Annotated in this window: 20 protein-coding genes; 15 read left to right on the top strand and 5 right to left on the bottom strand. The window is 43.9% G+C overall.

Going from position 1 to position 18,214, the window contains the following annotated elements; genetic code table 11:
• Positions 1-93 precede the first annotated feature (93 nt).
• The 5 genes from K9J17_05680 to K9J17_05660 are packed head-to-tail and all read left to right on the top strand — an operon-like array spanning position 94 to position 5,881.
• A complete protein-coding gene (locus tag K9J17_05680; protein MCF8276208.1) occupies positions 94-894 on the top strand; it encodes a DNA/RNA non-specific endonuclease in 801 nt (266 codons plus the stop codon).
• On the top strand, positions 895-1,641 hold the full coding sequence (locus K9J17_05675; protein MCF8276207.1) for a cyclase family protein: 747 nt from the start codon (positions 895-897) through the stop codon (positions 1,639-1,641).
• 35 nt (positions 1,642-1,676) lie between these two features.
• Positions 1,677-4,841: a UvrD-helicase domain-containing protein gene (locus tag K9J17_05670; protein MCF8276206.1), complete on the top strand. Its 3,165-nt coding sequence runs from the start codon at positions 1,677-1,679 to the stop codon at positions 4,839-4,841.
• Between the two features lie 24 nt (positions 4,842-4,865).
• Complete coding sequence (locus K9J17_05665) at positions 4,866-5,540, top strand: tetratricopeptide repeat protein (GenBank protein ID MCF8276205.1); 675 nt, start codon at positions 4,866-4,868, stop codon at positions 5,538-5,540.
• Positions 5,537-5,881, top strand: a complete 345-nt coding sequence (locus K9J17_05660; GenBank protein ID MCF8276204.1) for a hypothetical protein — start codon at positions 5,537-5,539, stop codon at positions 5,879-5,881. The genes K9J17_05665 and K9J17_05660 overlap by 4 nt, the downstream gene beginning before the upstream one ends.
• A 15-nt stretch (positions 5,882-5,896) precedes the next feature.
• On the opposite strand, the gene K9J17_05655 is transcribed toward K9J17_05660, so the two are convergent.
• A complete protein-coding gene (locus K9J17_05655) occupies positions 5,897-6,673 on the bottom strand; it encodes a hypothetical protein (protein ID MCF8276203.1) in 777 nt (258 codons plus the stop codon).
• A gap of 256 nt (positions 6,674-6,929) precedes the next feature.
• On the opposite strand from K9J17_05655, the gene K9J17_05650 reads away from it, so the two are divergent.
• The 4 genes from K9J17_05650 to K9J17_05635 are packed head-to-tail and all read left to right on the top strand — an operon-like array spanning position 6,930 to position 9,361.
• On the top strand, positions 6,930-7,799 hold the full coding sequence (locus tag K9J17_05650; protein ID MCF8276202.1) for a hypothetical protein: 870 nt from the start codon (positions 6,930-6,932) through the stop codon (positions 7,797-7,799).
• Between the two features lies 1 nt (position 7,800).
• A complete protein-coding gene (locus K9J17_05645; protein MCF8276201.1) occupies positions 7,801-8,511 on the top strand; it encodes a PIG-L family deacetylase in 711 nt (236 codons plus the stop codon).
• Complete coding sequence (locus K9J17_05640; GenBank protein MCF8276200.1) at positions 8,511-8,981, top strand: hypothetical protein; 471 nt, start codon at positions 8,511-8,513, stop codon at positions 8,979-8,981. Before K9J17_05645 ends, K9J17_05640 begins: the two co-directional genes overlap by 1 nt.
• The gene (locus tag K9J17_05635; protein MCF8276199.1) at positions 8,978-9,361 is read left to right on the top strand and encodes a group III truncated hemoglobin; all 384 of its coding nucleotides are present in this window, start codon (positions 8,978-8,980) and stop codon (positions 9,359-9,361) included. Before K9J17_05640 ends, K9J17_05635 begins: the two co-directional genes overlap by 4 nt.
• A 9-nt stretch (positions 9,362-9,370) precedes the next feature.
• Here the strand turns inward: K9J17_05635 and K9J17_05630 are convergent, their stop codons facing one another.
• The gene (locus K9J17_05630; GenBank protein ID MCF8276198.1) at positions 9,371-10,552 is read right to left on the bottom strand and encodes a DUF4105 domain-containing protein; all 1,182 of its coding nucleotides are present in this window, start codon (positions 10,550-10,552) and stop codon (positions 9,371-9,373) included.
• A gap of 113 nt (positions 10,553-10,665) precedes the next feature.
• Here K9J17_05630 and mscL point away from each other — a divergent pair, with 113 nt between their 5' ends.
• The 4 genes from mscL (at position 10,666) to K9J17_05610 (ending at position 13,978) form a co-directional block, all read left to right on the top strand.
• Complete coding sequence (mscL, locus tag K9J17_05625) at positions 10,666-11,085, top strand: large-conductance mechanosensitive channel protein MscL (GenBank protein MCF8276197.1); 420 nt, start codon at positions 10,666-10,668, stop codon at positions 11,083-11,085.
• A 126-nt stretch (positions 11,086-11,211) separates the two neighbouring features.
• Entirely contained in the window at positions 11,212-12,435 is a 1,224-nt protein-coding gene (hemA, locus tag K9J17_05620; GenBank protein MCF8276196.1) for a glutamyl-tRNA reductase, read from the top strand.
• Positions 12,432-13,325 (top strand): hydroxymethylbilane synthase, encoded by an 894-nt coding sequence (hemC, locus tag K9J17_05615; GenBank protein MCF8276195.1) that lies wholly within the window; start codon positions 12,432-12,434, stop codon positions 13,323-13,325. The genes hemA and hemC overlap by 4 nt, the downstream gene beginning before the upstream one ends.
• Positions 13,322-13,978 carry a uroporphyrinogen-III synthase gene (locus K9J17_05610; protein MCF8276194.1) on the top strand — a complete coding sequence of 219 codons (657 nt, stop codon included), beginning with the start codon at positions 13,322-13,324 and terminating at the stop codon, positions 13,976-13,978. Before hemC ends, K9J17_05610 begins: the two co-directional genes overlap by 4 nt.
• Here the strand turns inward: K9J17_05610 and K9J17_05605 are convergent.
• Positions 13,961-14,572, bottom strand: coding sequence for a DUF502 domain-containing protein (locus K9J17_05605; protein MCF8276193.1), 612 nt, complete (start codon positions 14,570-14,572; stop codon positions 13,961-13,963). The two genes, K9J17_05610 and K9J17_05605, sit on opposite strands and share 18 nt — an antisense overlap.
• Positions 14,572-14,928: an MmcQ/YjbR family DNA-binding protein gene (locus tag K9J17_05600; GenBank protein MCF8276192.1), complete on the bottom strand. Its 357-nt coding sequence runs from the start codon at positions 14,926-14,928 to the stop codon at positions 14,572-14,574. Before K9J17_05600 ends, K9J17_05605 begins: the two co-directional genes overlap by 1 nt.
• Positions 14,929-15,179: 251 nt before the next feature.
• Between K9J17_05600 and K9J17_05595 the strand changes: the two genes are divergently transcribed.
• Entirely contained in the window at positions 15,180-15,500 is a 321-nt protein-coding gene (locus tag K9J17_05595; GenBank protein ID MCF8276191.1) for a hypothetical protein, read from the top strand.
• A gap of 1 nt (position 15,501) precedes the next feature.
• Here the strand turns inward: K9J17_05595 and K9J17_05590 are convergent, their stop codons facing one another.
• Positions 15,502-16,434, bottom strand: coding sequence for a glycerophosphodiester phosphodiesterase (locus K9J17_05590; GenBank protein MCF8276190.1), 933 nt, complete (start codon positions 16,432-16,434; stop codon positions 15,502-15,504).
• 296 nt (positions 16,435-16,730) lie between these two features.
• Here K9J17_05590 and K9J17_05585 point away from each other — a divergent pair, with 296 nt between their 5' ends.
• Positions 16,731-18,080: a site-specific integrase gene (locus tag K9J17_05585; GenBank protein MCF8276189.1), complete on the top strand. Its 1,350-nt coding sequence runs from the start codon at positions 16,731-16,733 to the stop codon at positions 18,078-18,080.
• The last annotated feature ends 134 nt before the right edge of the window (positions 18,081-18,214 follow it).

Below are 18,214 nucleotides of genomic sequence, written 5' to 3'. Positions count from 1 at the left end.
CGTAGAACCATTTGCATTGCCCCGTTCATAATTTATGAGCGGGGCATTGTTTTTTCCATCGGTACCAAGCTATTTTAGTTGCAAATATTTCGAATGAAGAATATCATACAATTAATGCTCTTGTTGCTGACCACCACGGTTGTAGGGCAGTCAAGACCCGAAATTCATTGTAAGCATTTTTTTGGTGGTTTTCCGTTTGGAGCGCCTGCAACCAACGACCTTATCATTCATGACATTTATGCGCTTAGCAGTAATGATGAAACCAAGTTTGCAGATTGGGTAGCTTACAGACTAACCATTCATGAAGTAGATGGAGAACTGGGGCTTGAACGGAACTGGAAATCGGAAGAATGGCTTGATGGAGATGAAACGCTAGAAGCATCGGACTATACTGGTGCCAACGGTTCGGAAGACTACGAACGTGGACATCAAGCACCTCTTGGATCATTTAAGAATTCACTTTTGGCGTCACAGACCAATTTGCTAAGCAACATTACACCCCAAAAATCCGACCTCAATCAAGGTCCTTGGGTGAAACTGGAAGATGCCGTTCGTGACCTCATCCTGCAAGGGAACAAGGAAGTGTATGTAATGACAGGTCCGCTTTACGAGCGTACCATGCCGCCATTACCAAAGGCCAACGAAACCCATAAAGTACCAAGTGGCTATTGGAAGGTTGTAATTCTCCCATCGGGACCTAATTCTTTCCAGCAGGCAGCCTTCATTATGGATCAGGCAAGTGGCAGAAATGATTCGGTGATTTCCAAGATCGTGTCCATTGATGAGGTGGAAAAACGCAGCGGTTTAGACCTTCTTTGGCAATTAGATGATGCCCAAGAAAACAATATTGAAGCGAACACTAACATGGCATGGATCAAAGCGTGGATTAAGTAAATGGACGTTTCAGTTGCTCATAACGGGAAGAATTATTACGCAGATCTATCTACAGGAATAGACCTCTCCATACCGGTTTCGGAAAATGGGAAACTGAATGCATACTTCGCGCATCCTGTGAGAATGGAGCCCTTCAAAATGGGTGATTGGGTTGGTGAAGTTGCTTTGGGTGCTCCCGTGAATTATAGAGATGTTCATTTTAATCCACACGGGAATGGCACTCACACTGAGTGCTTGGGTCATATCGACAAGACCATTTATAGCGTAAACAAGTATTTCAAGCAGCATCATTCAGTTGCGCAACTCATTTCAGTCGCTCCAACAATAATGGATAATGGGGATTGTATCATTTTGGCTGATCAGCTTTCAGCATTGAAACAAACCGATTCGGTAATCATCAGAACATTACCGAATGAGGTAGATAAACGCGAGCGGAATTATTCCGGAACAAATCCGCCATTTGTTCATCATCTGGCAATTACCAAATTGGTACAAAGCGGTTGCAAGCATTTGATTTTGGATCTTCCAAGCGTGGATAGGGAAGAGGATGGCGGAGAATTATTGGGACATCGCGCATTTTGGAATTATCCGACTGCGCCAAGAATGGATTGCACCATAACCGAACTGGCTTTTATTCCATCAAACGTTGTAGATGGCTTGTACTTACTCAATTTGCAAGTAGCACCTTTCGAGAATGATGCGGCACCAAGCAGACCGGTTATTTTTCCGTTGGAAGAGCTTGGATGAGACATTAATAAGAACAACATCCTTAACTTCAGACTGTGCCATTTAAAATCTATCGTTCATCTGCAGGGTCTGGAAAAACCTTTACCCTCGTAAAGGAATACCTCAGGCTCGCCTTGTTGGCAGAGAAGCCCGATTTATATCGGGGAATTCTGGCCATCACTTTTACGAACAAGGCTGCTGAAGAAATGAAGACCCGTGTGGTCAACGTACTATCTAAGCTTGCCAGCGGATCGAAAGAAGAAGATGCTATGGCAAGCTTGTTAATGTCCGAATTGAACGTGTCAGAATCGGTGCTGCAAATGCGTGCGCAGCAAACGCTTCGGCATATGCTTCACCATTATTCCGACATCAGCATCAGCACTATCGACCATTTTACGCACAAGGTGATTCGAACCTTTGCCCAAGATCTTGGACTTTCCATCAATTTTGAAGTTGAACTTGATACGGATAGAATCAAGCACGAGGTGGTGAAGCAGCTCTTGCAGATGGTTGGCGAGGATAGGGTTTTGACCGCTGCGCTTATTGACGTGGTACAATCTCGGATTGATGAAGAAGGGAATTGGTCGATAGATGCGCTGCTCGAACAATTTGCTTCCACACTTTTTAGCGAAGAGAGCAGATTCCATCTGGAAAGACTCCGAACAATCGGACTGCAAGAATTCAACGAGCTCCGCAGTGAACTACGGTCGAAACTTTCTGCTAGTGCCGCTCGGATGGTAGCACTTGGACAGAGCAGTTTAGGCGAAATCCAAGCAAATGGCTTAAGCGCGGATAAGTTTTTTCAAGGAGCGAAAGGTATTTATGGCTTCTTGAGCAACGCGTCAAAAGGATCGGTTAAAGATCCCAATAGCTACGTCATTAAGACACTCGAAGAGGACAAATGGATGAGCGGAAAAGCAACTTCTGCAGATGAAATGGCCTTGGACGCAATAAAAATGCAACTGGCAGAGAACACGCGGCAGATCATTCAGATAAACGCTGAAAACTGGTTCCTGCAACTGGTGTTCGACCACATTTACAGCATTGCGCTTTTAGATGAAATGCAGCGCATTCAACAGCAGTTGCAAACGGAAGAAGAACTACTGCACATTGGGGAATTCAACCATATCGTAAGCAAGGTGGTAATGACCGAAACTGCACCGTTCATTTACGAACGTATCGGACACAAATACAAGCATTTTCTGGTAGATGAGTTTCAAGATACGAGTGTGCTTCAGTGGTTCAATTTGCTGCCGCTGATTGACGAAAGTTTGGCGCACGATAATCTTTGCCTGGTTGTGGGCGATGCGAAGCAAAGCATTTACCGCTGGCGAGGTGGTGATGTGCAGCAATTTGTGCAATTGCCAGACATTCATCGTACCGATTATTTGAAAGAGCAGTTAGCTGATCAACCGCAAATGAGCTTGGTGATCAATCAACGCGAACAAGTGTTGAAGGCCAATGCGGAGGTTGAAAATCTCGCTTTCAATTATCGTTCTTCAGAAACAGTGGTCAATTTCAATAACGCGCTGTTCAGTTCGCTCAAGACCTACATGCCCGAATCGCTTCAGAAGATGTACGAAGGAAACGAGCAGACGCCTTCTAGCAAACGCCAAGGTTTGGTTTCCCTTCGCTTCTTTCCAGGCGAATCTAACAGGGAAGAATATGACGCGATGGTGCAGGATTGCATTCTTGAATGGGTGAGAGATTGCATTGCAGATGGTTTTGCCGCTGGCGATATTGCCATTATTTGCCGAACGAATAAGGAAGCGGTAAAACTGGCGCAGTACCTTATAAGTAACGAGCTTCAGGTGGTTTCCAACGAATCACTGTTAATCAACAGTTCACCAAGCGTTCGCTTGCTCGTTAATCTTGCCACATTTGCTCATGTGCCCGAAAATCGGGTGAATATTGCCGAACTCATTCAGAATTTAGGATTGGTGCGGAACGACACCGAAATGACCTCCGAAAGATTGATGTTCGTCAACCAGAGAAAAGACCCAACCTTGGTCATTCAGCTTTTGGCAGAACTGTTTCCAACGCTCAGTTGGGCAGCGCTGAAGCAAGAATCGCTTTTTGGAATTTTTGAGCATCTCAAACACGCAGTATTCAATAATGCGAAGGATGCGTACATCACTTATTTTATGGATGAAGTGTTGGGTTTTGGCAAAACCACTGGAAACGATATGTCAGGATTTCTGGAGTTTTGGTCTGAGAAAAGAGCCAAAAGATCCATTGCGCTTTCCGAAAACAGCGACTCCATTCGCTTGCTGACCATACACAAAAGCAAAGGCTTGGAGTTTCCGGTCGTCATGCATCCGTATGCCGATTATCCTGACCCAAGGAAGAAAAATTCCATTTGGGTTTATATGGATGATGAGCGAACCAAACCGCTCGACCGATTGCGTGTACAAGCGAGCGATTCGCTTTCTGCCACTCCGTTTGCAGAAGACCTGAATCGTGAAGTGGCTGTTCAGCAAATGGATATGCTGAACGAAATGTACGTTGCGCTTACACGTGCCAAAGAGAGATTGTATGTGAGTGGAAAATTGAAAAATGCGAATGCCAAAGATTCATCGCCATCTACAGCCATCCAATATATTTTCGAGCATGTTTCCGTGCTGGATTCAAAGGTGAGAGAACAATTCAGTTTTCAACTCGGTGATCGGGTAAAGACAGAGAAGAAGGAGGGGAAAAAGAATGATTACGTAATCGCATCAACAGGTGATCCTTTTTGGAAGCAACGGATAAGCATTTCACGACCATCCAAAGAGCGATGGAAAACCGCAGATCCAAATGATGCTCGAAATCTGGGTATTCTGATCCATGAAGCGATGGCGACCATCGAAACAGAAAAAGACATTGATGCAGCATTGGCCCTTTTGGTTGAAGATGGTAGAATAGGAAAGGCAGAAACAGAATCGTTGAAAACGAAGATTCAACATCTTATGTCAAAAGACGAATTGGTGGCACTCTATTCGGATGGAAAACAGATCAGGAATGAAGCTGATATCCAACTTGCGAATGGTAAATGGGTTCGTCCAGACCGTGTGGTTTCTGCAGATGATCATGCTTGGGTGTTGGATTACAAAACGGGCGGAGAGTTGAAGAAACATCATCAACAAATGGCAGTTTACAAAGAAGCAATGCACGAATTGGGTTTCGAACAAGTGGAAGGTCTGCTGGTTTATTTGGATGAAGAACGAATTGTGAAAGTTTGACCAACGCATCAGTAACTTTGCACCATGATAACTGACGAGCATATTGAAGAAGGAAAAATCGCATTACAGAAAGGAGAACTTGAATCTGCTCTAAAGCGTTTTCAATTGGCGGTAGATTCCAATCCCGTAAATCATTTAGCCATCTATTATGTTGCTTTATGCCATTTGAAATTGGATAAGATTCCTATGGCACTTATTGAGTTCGACCGCGCACTGGAACTATCGCCCAATAATGTAACGTACCTCAGTGATAGGGGAGTCACAAAACTCAGACTGAAAGATACCGATGGCGCCATGTCTGACCTGAACCGATGCGTGGAATTGGACCCGAACTACAGTTATCGCTATTCGTTACGCGCTTTTGTCAGAAACGGATTTGGTGATGTGGAAGGAGCAATTGCCGATTATAAAAAAGCGATTGAACTCGATCCTGAAGACCCGATCACGCTCAATAATTTAGGAATGTGCGAGGAGCAACAAGGATATAAATCATCCGCGCAGCGGAGGTTTGAGGAAGCCGACACGCTTTCCATGAAAGCTGGCGACCACACCATTCAACTCACATCTGAAGAGCGAGAAGTAAAAGAAGTGACAAACACTTATTGGGATACGATACGTTCCGTTTTTACCAATAAGGAACAGCGTTCTGAATTCCTACGCTTTACGGGAAATCTGCTAAAAGGAAACACAGGCAAATGAACTTCTTTCAGCGCTTTGGATATTTTGCCTTCGGCACAGCCTTAGGTTGTCTGTTGGTTTATGCTCTTTTGATCCGGGATCGGGATTTCCCTGCGTGGCTTCCAGCCGACCGAGTGATTGAAGAACTTGCAGTTGATTCCGTGGTTATTGCACAAGGAATTGAATTACCCTTTGCCGACTCACTGCTTGTTTCGCGCATCAAAGAATCTGATGTGCTTTTTAACGAAAGCAAGGTGAGAGACACGCCTTGCAAAGAATATCAGTTGGAATCGGATTTGGAACGTATGCGTTTCAAGATCTGCAATTCGCAGATCTTACTTTACCAATACGAACCGAAATAGCGTTTCCGCGGTAAGCTATTTCAGCTTCTCTGCTTTTGCTTTTACTTTTTCGCTTTCAGGGAAAAACTTCAAAGCCCAGTTGATGGTCTTTTTGGCAGAATCGGCATAGTTCATTTCAAGCATCGCATCTGTCCATCTAAGCATGCCATCTTCCAAAGCAGGCGCTGTGGCTTTGCTTGGTTTGTATTTAGGATTCTCATACAATGGAATAAGTCCGTTCATCGCTTGCTGAATGTCGCGCTCTGCTTGTCCTGTATTTCGATTCTTGTTTTCGAGCACACCTTTGAAGAACAATAGGTTGTAATCTTCAGGCATCGCTTTGGTCATGTATTTATAGGTCGAAACAGCGTTTCTCAACTTTTTATCATCATCTACGTATTGAGCTGCTTCTGCAATTCCGCCTTTTGCCAGATCGTTGAAGAAATCGGCATTGTCATCATACCAAGTTCCTTCCTTGTCTTTCTTGTAAAAACGAGCTGCATATTTAAAAGCATCGCGCAGTGCGTTCGGATATTCCTCTTTCTTCTTCTCGTCATTTGTCTGGCTGATCTCGTACCAGGCCATTGCAACGTATAGGTAGATCTCAGGGTCTTTGCTGTACTTGTCGTCCTCCAGCATTTTCTCTCCTTTGTAGGCAACATCTTCAAATTTTTCTTCGATGTAGAGTTTTTCAAGCTTGAAGTTCATTCCGCCAACTACTTGCGCAGAAGCAGAAAATGAAATACAAAATAGGACGGCAGCAAGAGATAATCGATTCAATAAAGGCATAATGGTTTTTGTTGTTTTTGACATAAGGCGAAAGTAAGCAACTATCGTGCGAAAGTCGAAAATGAAGCTAATAAGTTGCCAAACAGTTGTTAAGATCTGTTAGATTTTCAAACCGCCAATAATGTCTGTTAAAGTGTTTCGTTAGCTAATTGGAACAAAATTGATTGAAGTAGAGACCTGATCTCTGATCGGAAGCACTAAATTTGGATTGGATGCTACGAATGTGATGGTCGGTGCCGTTCATTTGTTCTAATTTCAATTTTTGAAAAACCAACTTATCATGAAAAACATCGGAATCATATTAATGAGCATGCTGTTCTTAGCATCGTGCGACCAAAGAGAGAAGGAACTTGAACTGAAACTGACTGAAATGCAGCAATTGGCAGCTCAGAAAGATCAAGACATCGATTCGTTCATCGCATCGCTCAATAACATCCAAACGAACTTGGATAGCATCAAGGAATTGGAAGGGATTGTTACGGCACGTGCCATTTCGGGCGAAACTTCTACAAATGCAGAAGATGCCATTGTAGACGATATGATGCTCATTTACGATAACATGAAGCGCACAAGAAGTCAGATAGAAACGCTGGAGAAAAAACTTGAGCAAAGTTCTATTTCGTCTGATAACCTGAAGCAGATGCTGACTAATTTGAAGAATGATCTGAAAAAGAAAGACGAAGAAATTGCGATGCTGAAAGAAGGTTTGGCAGAAGCGAACATCTACATCGACAAGTTGATGTCAAGCGTGGATCGCTTGGCATTGGAGAACGAACGAAGAATTCAAGTGATTCAGGAAAAGAACCAGGCCTTGCAAACGAAAGAAGATGAGTTGCAAAAAGGATTTTGGATTTTGGGAACGACCAAGGAGTTGCGCGAAAAGAACATCGTTGACAAGGAAGGAGCGTTTCTCGGTCTGGGTGGTGTGAAAGTCGTATCTGAAGATATGAACTTGGAAGACCTTGCTGAAGTGAATATCCAAGAAGTGAAGGAAATAGCCATCGATGCCAAGAAAGCTGAGTTGGTTACTCCACATCCTAAAGACTCATACGAATTTGTTGAGGAAGGTAAAAAAGTAGCCAAATTGGTGATCAGCGACCCAGATGCATTTTGGAGGAATTCTAAAGTGCTGGTAATCGCCACAAACTAGAATGCGCATTTTATACATTTTCCCTCATCCGGACGATGAATCGTTCGGACCTGTTATCGCCATGCACCACCAGTTGGAGCGTGGCGATGATGTTTTTCTACTGACGCTAACCAAAGGCGGAGCCACTAAAAAACGCTTCGATCTGGGTTTGTCGGTCGAAGAAATGGGAGAGCTGCGCCACAAAGAGATGTTGGACGTAGAGAAAACGGTTGGTTTAAGTGGTATGACTGTTCTTGACATGCCAGACAGCGGCCTTTCGGAAATGGATCCGAGAGCAATTGCCAGCGAGATCAAGCAAGAAATTGAACGATTGAAACCTGAGATAATCGTAACCTATGCGGTGCACGGAATCAGCGGATTTCACGATCATTTGGTTTGTCATGCCGTGGTGAAAAGGTTGTATCTCGATATGAAAGATGAAGGTGCCAGCTATCTGAAGCGTTTGGCTTTATTCACAATTCCTGATGGTGGCGGACCAACATTTTCGGGAGGAATCAGGTTGAAACATTCTTCCGAAGAAAATATCGATTGCATCGTTACCGCTAATACTGAAAACCGCGAAATGATGGACAAGGCACTTGATTGCTACGTTACTTATCAAGACACGATTGCTGCAAGTGGCGTGCGCCAAAGTGTTGGCCACCATGTGTATTTCGAAATTTTTGGAGAAGATCACAAACCACCTTTGGCGGAACTTACCGATAAGCTCTGATGGATTCTAAACGCTTCGCGCAGCAATTTTTATTGGACGAAGTGAAGAAGATGAAAGCTTCGGATGTTCAGTTGAACTTGCTCATCAGCATGGTTCACGGAATAGAAACGGCCGGTGCACTTTTAGATCCGCTTCCGTTTAAAGCAAAAGGTCAAGGAAAGAAACGGTTTGCCATTGCTGTACGAAAGTTGTTTCCTGCCGAGTACGCCAATGCCAATCGGCAATTGGATCTTTATGGTCAATTGCGCAGCCATCTTGCGCATTGCATGCTACCCGCCAATTCCATTGTCGTTCATTCCAACGCTGTTGAACAACATCTTGGTTTCTCCGAAAAAGTGCTTCATATCAGTTTGGAAGTGCTGTATAACGACTACTGTTGTGCCATTGAACAACTGATTGAACAGTTGGAAGAGGGTAAACTGAAAAACAAGAATATCATGTTCGATAACCTCGAATCATTATCGAAATGACCGCTTTACGAGACATCGAAACGCGGTCTGACATTGAATTGATCATTCGAGAATTCTACGATAAGTTGCTGGTTGATGAACTGGTAGGCTTTCTTTTTACGGAAGTTGTAGCACTTGATCTGGATGAACATCTTCCGAGGCTTGTTGATTTTTGGGAGGATCAGCTTTTAGGATCCAATAAATATGCAGGAAATCCGATGCGCGTTCACATGGATCTGAACACAAAAGAACCTTTGAAGAAGGAGCATTTCGACCGATGGTTGCAACATTTCAACCAAACCGTTGACAATCATTTCTCAGGCATGAAAGCGCATTTGGCAAAGGAGCGCGCACTGAGCATTGCCACCGTTATGCAGATAAAGTTGGTACAAGCAAGCTGAAAATTGAAGCTATTGTTTTGGGCTGCTTGTTCTGAAAACGCCTACGGCAACAAACAGGAGCAAAACCACCAAGAATCTGAGCGAGTAGTGCAACAATTGTGGCACGTAATTCCATCCGACCAGAAGTCCAGCGTAGAGCAGAATTAAGAACAGGGCATATGTGCGCGTCCATTTTGAACGTTCTTTCTTCATTAGCGCATATCCGAAAATGGCATTTGTGGGCAACGACCAAAGGATGTTCCAGTTGTAATCGGCAGAAAAATGGTTGGTGAAGAACCAAAGGAAAATCGCGTTCCAGCCGATAAAACTTGTTGCCATGAAAAGCAGCCCATCAAAAATGCGTGTTGATCTTTTTGCAACGCGGAAAATGGTGAGAAACACAGCACTGATAAGCAGAAAACCAACGAAAACCACTTGCGGCACAAACCAACTTTTCTCTCTGACCACTGGCGCAGCTTGGAACGTTGTCTGTTTTTCTTCCACAAGCGGAATGCGTTCTCCATCACGCAAAACGTATGCATGATCAAAAGCCTCTTCCAGTTTTTCCGGAAGGAACATGTATTGCATGGAAGTGGCAGGTTTATCAATCACCGCACCTAAACAAAGATCGATTCCAAGATCGCCCCAAGGCTGTTCCTTGATGATGTAGAGATCGGTGAGCTGACGAATCGAAAGTCGATCATCTCCCAAAAAGGTCGAATCAAATTCAATTTTCCCGCCCAATGCGTCATTGATCACATCGCGCGGACGCGTAGAGCAATTGTCGAAGAAATAATCGTAGAGATATTCCCGGTTTTCTTCTTGTGCGTTCCACGTAAGCTTATCAAACAAAGCCTGTTTTTCGCCTAAGGTCAAATTCAAGAATTGCTCTCGAACCGAACGGTTGTAATACTGATAAGCCCTGACAAAATTGGCGTATCGGTTCACATCCAGCATATACATCGAACGTCCTTGAACGAAGTTCCAATAGAAATTCGGTTGATTGAAATCGAAGGTTCCGTAGTTGTAAACCGCATCAAAACCAAGGCTGGGATCATAGATTCGGATGGCCGTGTGACCAAAAGCTTCGTACAATTCTTCGCCTGGCCCGCAGGTTACCAAACTCACTTTGCTGTTTTCAGAAAGCGTGATTTCCGGTTGAGCAGATAATTGAAACGGAATAAGAAGAAGGAGGGAAAGAAGCTGTCGCATCATTCAGCAAAAATACGCTACCTGAATTCATGGTAATAACTCTCAATTAACGTTATGCACCGAAATAAGTATTTCACGTATTTTTCCAGCATTAACCATAAAATCAAAAGATCATGCTAAAAGAGTTTAAAGAGTTTGCCATGAAAGGCAATGTAATGGACATGGCCATCGGTATCATTATCGGAGGTGCATTTGGGAAAATAGTAGCCTCGTTTGTGTCCGATGTGCTAATGCCTCCATTGGGGTTGTTGATCGGTGGAATGGATTTCAAGGATTTGAAATTCGTACTTTCTGAAGCAGTTATGGGAGCTGATGGAGTTGAAACTGCAGCAGCTGTATCTATCAACTACGGCAATTTCATCCAAGTAACATTCGATTTTCTGATCGTAGCATTTGCCATTTTCTTGATGGTAAAAGCCATGAATGCTGCCAAGAAGAAAGAAGAAGCTGCACCAGCTGCGCCTGCTGCTCCACCAGCTCCTTCAAATGAAGAAGTTCTTTTGGGAGAGATCAGAGATTTACTGAAGAAATAATCTTTTCGGATTTAGATCCAAAGCCGTTCCACCGCAAATGGAACGGCTTTTTTATTCCGTGACATTTCCGTGACATAGCAAACAAATTGCTGAACGATCTTCGCGCTGCGAAGTCCAAATCACTTCATGGAGCATTTTAAAACCATCGCATTTACGCACAAAACCACCGAGTTGAAAGACATTGGTCGGTTGCACATCGAAGACGATGCTTTGGAAGCTCGGCTTTCTAATTTGAAAGCATCGCTTGGGTTGGAGGAACTGCTTTACGTTTCGACTTGTAACCGAGTTGAATTCATGATGATCTCGGAGCATGAGTTGGACGAGCCTTTCCGAAGGAAATTCTTTGCTGCTTTTAATCCAGAATGGAATTCAACCGACATTGATTGGGCTACCAACCACAGCAGAACCTTTGAAGGCGAAAAGTCGCTTCAGCATCTTTATTACGTGTCAAGTTCCATCGATTCGCTTGTGGTGGGCGAACGCGAGATCATCACACAAGTTCGCGAAGCCTATGAAAAATGCCAGAAACTGGGTCTGACCGGAGATCGATTGCGCTTGCTGGTCCGCTCGGCTATTGAAACGGCCAAGCTCATTTACACACAAACGCAGATCGCGCAGAATCCGGTTTCGGTGGTGTCTTTGGCGTATCGTAAAATGCGCGAAGTGGAAATCGATCATCCGCCACATATTGTCATTATTGGTGCGGGACAGACCAATCAGACCATGGCACTGTATCTAAAAAAAGCGCCATTCGGAAAGGTGACGGTTTTCAACCGAACCTTGGCAAAGGCTGAGGAGTTGGCCGCATCGCTGAAAGGAAACGCATTTCCGTTGAGTGAATTGAAGGATTTCAACGAGCCTTTCGATATTCTGATCAGCTGTACGGGCGCTTCGCAGCCCATTATCAACAATCGTCTTTATCGGCAGTTGATCGGTTCTGACCTTTCTCAAAAGGTGGTGGTTGATCTGGCTGTTCCTTCCGACATTGAATTAGAAGTGCTTCGGAAGAACAATATCCATTACATCGGCATCGAAAATCTGAAGGAGGAAGCACGCAAGAATCTGGAACAACGACAAAAGGAACTGGAGGTTTGCAAGCGGCTCATCAACGATAAGATGAACGAATTTGACCGTTTGCTACGCGAGCGGAAAGTGGAACTTTCGATGAAGGAAATTCCGAAAGTGGTGAAGGAAATCCGTGAGCGTGCCATCAATCAGGTTTTTAATAAAGAGTTGGAAGCATTGGACCCAAAATCGCGTGAGGTTTTGGAGAAAATGATGGAATACATGGAGAAGAAATACATCAGTGTGCCCATGAAAATGGCTAAAGAGATCATGTTAAAAGGATGAGTAGAAAGATAATTATCGGTTCGAGAGGAAGTGATCTTGCATTGTGGCAAGCCCATCATGTAGAAGCTCAGTTGAAAGCGCTCGGACAGGAAGTTGAGATCAAGATCATCAAAACGCAAGGCGATATCATTCAGCATTTGAGTTTTGATAAGATGGAAGGCAAAGGCTTTTTTACCAAGGAATTGGAAGAAAAATTGCTTTCTGGAGAGATCGATCTTGCGGTTCATTCGCACAAAGATCTGCCAACCGAACATCCCGAAGGATTGATCATTGCAGCTGTTTCTGAGCGCGAAGATCCGTCAGATATGTTGCTCATTAGAAAAGTGAAATCGGATGCTTCGCAGAAATGGCAACTGCCGCTGAATGCTGTCATTGGAACCTCATCAGCCAGACGGAAATCACAACTTCTTCACTTCAGAAAAGATGTGGAGATAAAAGATCTGCGAGGGAATGTTCCTACAAGGATCAACAAGCTTCGCGAAGGAAATTATGATGCTATCATGCTTGCATCGGCAGGTGTGGAACGCTTAAAATTGGATCTTTCTGAATTCGATGTAGTGAAATTGGATCCAACCGAATTCATTCCAGCACCAGCGCAAGGCGTACTTGGTTTACAGATTCGCCAAAACGATGCGGAAACGGCTGAGATTGTCGGAAAATTGAATGACCATAACGTGGCCAGAAGAATAGGAGTGGAGCGCAGAATACTGAACCTGTTCGAAGGCGGTTGTCAGATGCCGCTTGGAGCTTATTGCGTTGAGCATAACGGCCAACTGAAGGTACGCGCTTGTGTGGCCGATGCTTGGGATGCGCCCGTTCGTATCTCCGAAAATATCGGTTCCGATGTGGAAACTCTCGCACAAGAAACAGTTGCTTCTCTCAAAGCTTGAAACGCTCCATTTTCATATCGAGAAGTCTTACTGGAAACAGTTTGCTTCTCGCATTTCTTCAAGAAAACGATTGGGAATTCCATGGTCAATCGCTCATTCATGTAGAACCCATTCCGTTTAGAATTGATGCTGAATTCGATTGGATTTTCATCGCCAGTTCCAATGGCGCAAAGATTCTATTGAATTCATATTCCATTCCCGAAACCACCAAAGTCGGTGTGGTTGGAGAAGCCACGGCAAAAGCCGTCAAGAATTTTGGAATCTTCCCAGATTTCATAGGCAAAACAGGCAACATGAACGAGTTGGGTGATCTGCTTGCCCGAACAATTGGCCGTGGTTCTGTGCTGTTTGTTGGTGCCGATGGAGGTTCGGAAAAGATCCGTTCGGCCATTCCTGCCAACCAGAGAACATTTCTTCCGATCTATAGAACCATTCTGAAAGACGATATCGACATTCCGGAGACGGAAATTGTCTATTTGACAAGTCCTTCAAATGCAAAATCGTATTCGAACAATGCTTCTTTGAAAGGAAAAACCGTCATTGCCATTGGGCACACTACGGCAGATTTTCTGGCTGTACAAGGAATTAGGAATGTGCTCATTCCTGCATCGCCAAAAGAAGAAGATGTGATAAAACTACTTCGTGGTATTTGAGCTGTCGGCATCGTTCTTCTGAACCACACCGCCCGATACAATGAATTTCATCACTTCGGAAGAGGGTAGGTCAAGATATTCCACATCCTCCTTTCTGACCGCCATCTGATTTCCCATTACTCCGTACGAAAAAGGCATGTAAACGGAAATGAATTCTTCGCTCAGTTTGTAATCCGTCATGTCGTGGCGCGTCACAAAACCAAACTTGTACTGAGCAGGATCACGTTGCACCAGCACTTTCACTGGTTTGCCCATTTTGTCTTCTTTCCCGAAGAAAACCGTGATCAGATCTTTTACAGAAAAATAGATCACCTTCACCAATGGCGCACGTTTCATCAGTCCATCGAACCACGTTTCGGCCGATCGAGAAACCAAATGAGCGATCAAATATCCAAGCAGCGCCAGCCAAAAAAACGCAAATAGAAGTCCAAATCCAGGAATGTGATAAGGAAGCAAACCTTCAAACACGGGTGCAAAAAGGTCATCTAGCAAGTTCACGAACCAGACGATTACGAATACCGTCACGCCAATTGGCGTAATGAACAACAGTCCTTGAAGGAAATAACCGGCCGATTTTCGAAGGAAACTTTTCATCACAGTGCTGCAAGTTCAGCCTTTAGTTGTTTGGGCAAAGATGCGGCAATCAGATCATACGAATCAATGATCCATTGCTTCGCCAATTCATCCGAAAACGACCCGTCAAAAACAATCGTATTCCAATGCTGCTTGTTCATGTGATAACCCGGAATCACTCCTGAATATTCTTCTCTCAGTTCAATCGCACGTTCAGGATCGCACTTCAAATTGCATCGCACCGGATTGTTTTCCAATCCACACAGACAGAAGATCTTCCCCATCACTTTAAACACCAACGTTTCTTCTCCAAACGGAAAACCCTCTTCAACACCCTTCAGCGATAGGCAGAAAATCCGCAATTCTTCAATGTTCATTTCAGCATCATTTCGGTTCCACGAATATACGAAGGTCCGAACCCATTCAATTTCCTCACAATTAATGCTTTTCAATGTTGCTTTTTGGGCGTTCCCCCGATGAAAAATCAGGGTCGGGCATTCCGCTATATCTTTTTTGTGAAAAACAAAAAAGGATGCCGCTTCATTCCCTAACGCGCGGCCCCTCAAACATTCCAACGTCAAAATGGCTTTCCTTCGCGCAGATCACCGATCTCCATTAAATTCACGCCATGCGCAGTTCATTCTATTTACTTTCAATTGTCGTGTTGTTCAGTGCCTGCACTCCTTCCAAGCAAGTGACAGTTGAGTCTAAGCAAGCCGAACTACAGATTGAAAAGCGTTCAACGTTCCTGATCCGGTTTGCATCCGAAGAAGATGTAAAACGCATTCCATACCGATTCCAGAATCTCAAAATGCAACTCGAAAAGGAAATTTCATCTTCCGATCACATCTATCAGGTATCCATTCTGTGCAGACCTTTAGAACTTGAAGGAAACGTCATGAAAATTGGCAACGAGCAAGGCGTTGTTTGGGCCAAACTCGAAGACTGAATCACATTTTCAGCGTTAAGGCCACATCCGGATAATCGGTAATGAGGCCATCAACACCCATCTCCAGCAATTCAACCATATCTTCTTCCTCGTTCACCGTCCACGGAATAAGTTTAATTCCATTCTGCTTGCACGAATTCACCAGTTGCTCATTCACCAAATGAAAATTCGGACTGTAGATTTCAGGTGTAAAACCAAGCTTTTCTAGGTCCTTTTCAAATCCATCCGTTTCCGAAATCAGCAGCGCCACAGGAATGGAAGGTTCCAATTGTTTCATTGCCTGCAATGCCCGCACATCAAACGATTGAATAATCGCTCTGTCCTTAATGTTTCCTTGCTTGATCACGTTCAGAACCAACTCGCAGAATTCCTTCGGAGCTGGATGGAAAACGCCATCTCCTTCAGGTGTACTCTTTATTTCAATGCTGTATTTCAGAGGTTCCAACTCCAATGCCGATGCGTTGGCTTCCACTTCAGTGATCACATCACTTAGTAGCGGTTTAAATGTTGCCATTTTCGCTTGCAGCGGAAAATCAGGATGAACTTGGCTTCCGCAGTTGTAATTGGTCAGCTGATCGTATGTCATTTGGTAAATAACCAGACCTTTTCCTTCAGGAACAGGCTTGTCTTCCAGTCCCCAGCATATCACCGAACTCACCCAAGGCTCGTGCGAAACCACCACTTTCCCATCTTTCGTTACCACTACATCCATCTCAACGGTGTTCACCTGCAATTCTACTGCAGCAAGAAAACCTTCGATACTGTTCTCCGGAAATAATCCTCTCGCTCCTCTGTGTCCTTGAAGGTCGAAGTTCACATTGATCGATTTTTCTTCTTCCAATTCAACCACTTCACCGGAATTGGCGGTATTCTGCTTATCGCCACAGCTCCATAAAGTTGTCGCAAACAGTCCCACTAATAAGTAATTCTTCATGATAAATATTTGCTGTAAAAGTATGATCAAAGCTGCACGATGGTTTCAGATTTTCATGGACGTATTCATGAATAAAAAAAGCCTCTCATTTCTGAAAGGCTTTAGCGGTCCGGACGGGACTCGAACCCGCGACCCCCTGCGTGACAGGAGGAAATTTTAGTGTTCATATGAAACCATTTAATACCAAATGACTGGTTATCAACAATTTGTGAATTGACCATTTCCCAAATTAGCCCTTTTTGAACCAGCAATACACGCAAAATACACGCAAATTTGAGTAGCAAAAAACACTACTCATGGCACATGTAAAACTTCATCTAGACAAGCGTTATTCAGATAACGCGGACACCTATCCACTCGTTCTTCAAGTAGCACACAAAGGTAAGACACGAACAATTCCCCTTGATATACGATTGCTACCGAAGCAATGGAATGCAAAGGCACAATCGGTATCTGGTATCGATAACTACAAACGTCTTCAAAGTCGTCTTGAGGCGACCGTTCAAAAAGCGAATATCTATTTGGAATCGAATGCTTTAGAGCTCCGAGTAATGAACATTTCAGATATTAAGACCGAACTCACCATTGCTATAAAGAGGGGAGGAAACACTACTGCGGACACGGTCCAAAAAGTCCGTTACACACAGTCAACCGAGGGAACACTTCAGAATTGGGGGCAGCTGCTCATTGGTCGTGCGTTAGCAACAAACCGAGTAGGCAAAGCCAGTTGGTATCGAGACGGAATACATGCCTTTATCAAATTCAATAAAGGGAAAGACATCACGCTCATTGAAATCAACGAGCAATTCTTAGAAGAATTCAAGGTCTGGGCAGAAACTGAAATTGAAGGTGTAAAACGTCTTTGGCAACCCAATACTACAGGTGTATACATGCGAGCGGTTCGAGCAATAATAAACCAGTCAATAAAGGAGAAAAGAAACTTTGTTCCTTCTGATTTTCAACCCTTCCGAATCGTTGGTATTCCGTACGAAACCAAAGAGGTTGATTCCATTTCTTCAACTGATATAGCAAACCTGAGAAGACTTGAATTAGAACAAGGATCTGACCTCTGGAAAGCCCGTGCCCGCTTTCTCTTCATGTTTAATTGCCAAGGAATGAACTTTGTTGATTTAGCTAAACTTCTCGTGTCAGATAGAGTGGGGCAGTTCATTTCCTACGAACGAACCAAAACCATCCGAAAGCGAAAGAACAAACGGATTGATGTCGCTCTCACCAGAGAAGCAGCAAGCATTTGGGAATACTTCACGCGAGGCAAGAATCCGCATGACCTTGCTTTTGATATTTATGATGTAGAGCAAGTGAACAACGGTATTCGAGCCATCAACGCAAAAACAAAATCATCAAATACCAAAGTCACTGAGCGTAATAGACGAAGAAGGGCATTAAAGAAGCAAAACAGCAATCTTGAAATGCTTGCTGGAATGGCAGGAATAGGGAAGAAGATAACCACGTATGACGCAAGGTACGGATGGGTTAATGCTGCTCTTGATGCAAATGTTTCCGAAGAAATAATCGGAAAAGGTTTGGGTCATGGGCATCCTGGTATTACAAGGGTATATTTCGAAGAACGTCATAAGAAATCGAGCCTAGATGTTCGGCTCAATGAGCTGATTACTGGGAATTAGCCCATCACTGATACACCAAAAACGATTCAAACTCTATTACCAATTAGTAGTCGGTGCCTTGATATCTTACTGATGTTAAGTCTCTCCAGCCTGAATCTTGATTTAATAATGCTAACTTGCTTTTGCGTTGTTCT

It is taken from the genome of Flavobacteriales bacterium, from assembly GCA_021739695.1.
In the GTDB taxonomy this organism is placed as follows: Bacteria; Bacteroidota; Bacteroidia; order UBA10329; family UBA10329; genus UBA10329.
The sequence above is the reverse complement of the archived record's forward strand: the minus strand, read 5'-3'. Positions and strand labels throughout refer to the sequence as shown.

Bases quoted from the DNA above. Each gene is read 5' to 3' on its own strand.
- K9J17_05680 (MCF8276208.1), top strand. From the start codon at position 94: ATGAAGAATATCATACAATTAATGCTCTTGTTGCTGACCACCACGGTT.
- K9J17_05675 (MCF8276207.1), top strand. From the start codon at position 895: ATGGACGTTTCAGTTGCTCATAACGGGAAGAATTATTACGCAGATCTA.
- K9J17_05665 (MCF8276205.1), top strand. From the start codon at position 4,866: ATGATAACTGACGAGCATATTGAAGAAGGAAAAATCGCATTACAGAAA.
- K9J17_05660 (MCF8276204.1), top strand. From the start codon at position 5,537: ATGAACTTCTTTCAGCGCTTTGGATATTTTGCCTTCGGCACAGCCTTA.
- K9J17_05655 (MCF8276203.1), bottom strand. From the start codon at position 6,673: ATGTCAAAAACAACAAAAACCATTATGCCTTTATTGAATCGATTATCT.
- K9J17_05650 (MCF8276202.1), top strand. From the start codon at position 6,930: ATGAAAAACATCGGAATCATATTAATGAGCATGCTGTTCTTAGCATCG.
- K9J17_05645 (MCF8276201.1), top strand. From the start codon at position 7,801: ATGCGCATTTTATACATTTTCCCTCATCCGGACGATGAATCGTTCGGA.
- K9J17_05640 (MCF8276200.1), top strand. From the start codon at position 8,511: ATGGATTCTAAACGCTTCGCGCAGCAATTTTTATTGGACGAAGTGAAG.
- K9J17_05635 (MCF8276199.1), top strand. From the start codon at position 8,978: ATGACCGCTTTACGAGACATCGAAACGCGGTCTGACATTGAATTGATC.
- K9J17_05630 (MCF8276198.1), bottom strand. From the start codon at position 10,552: ATGCGACAGCTTCTTTCCCTCCTTCTTCTTATTCCGTTTCAATTATCT.
- mscL (MCF8276197.1), top strand. From the start codon at position 10,666: ATGCTAAAAGAGTTTAAAGAGTTTGCCATGAAAGGCAATGTAATGGAC.
- hemA (MCF8276196.1), top strand. From the start codon at position 11,212: ATGGAGCATTTTAAAACCATCGCATTTACGCACAAAACCACCGAGTTG.
- hemC (MCF8276195.1), top strand. From the start codon at position 12,432: ATGAGTAGAAAGATAATTATCGGTTCGAGAGGAAGTGATCTTGCATTG.
- K9J17_05605 (MCF8276193.1), bottom strand. From the start codon at position 14,572: ATGAAAAGTTTCCTTCGAAAATCGGCCGGTTATTTCCTTCAAGGACTG.
- K9J17_05600 (MCF8276192.1), bottom strand. From the start codon at position 14,928: ATGAACATTGAAGAATTGCGGATTTTCTGCCTATCGCTGAAGGGTGTT.
- K9J17_05595 (MCF8276191.1), top strand. From the start codon at position 15,180: ATGCGCAGTTCATTCTATTTACTTTCAATTGTCGTGTTGTTCAGTGCC.
- K9J17_05590 (MCF8276190.1), bottom strand. From the start codon at position 16,434: ATGAAGAATTACTTATTAGTGGGACTGTTTGCGACAACTTTATGGAGC.
- K9J17_05585 (MCF8276189.1), top strand. From the start codon at position 16,731: ATGGCACATGTAAAACTTCATCTAGACAAGCGTTATTCAGATAACGCG.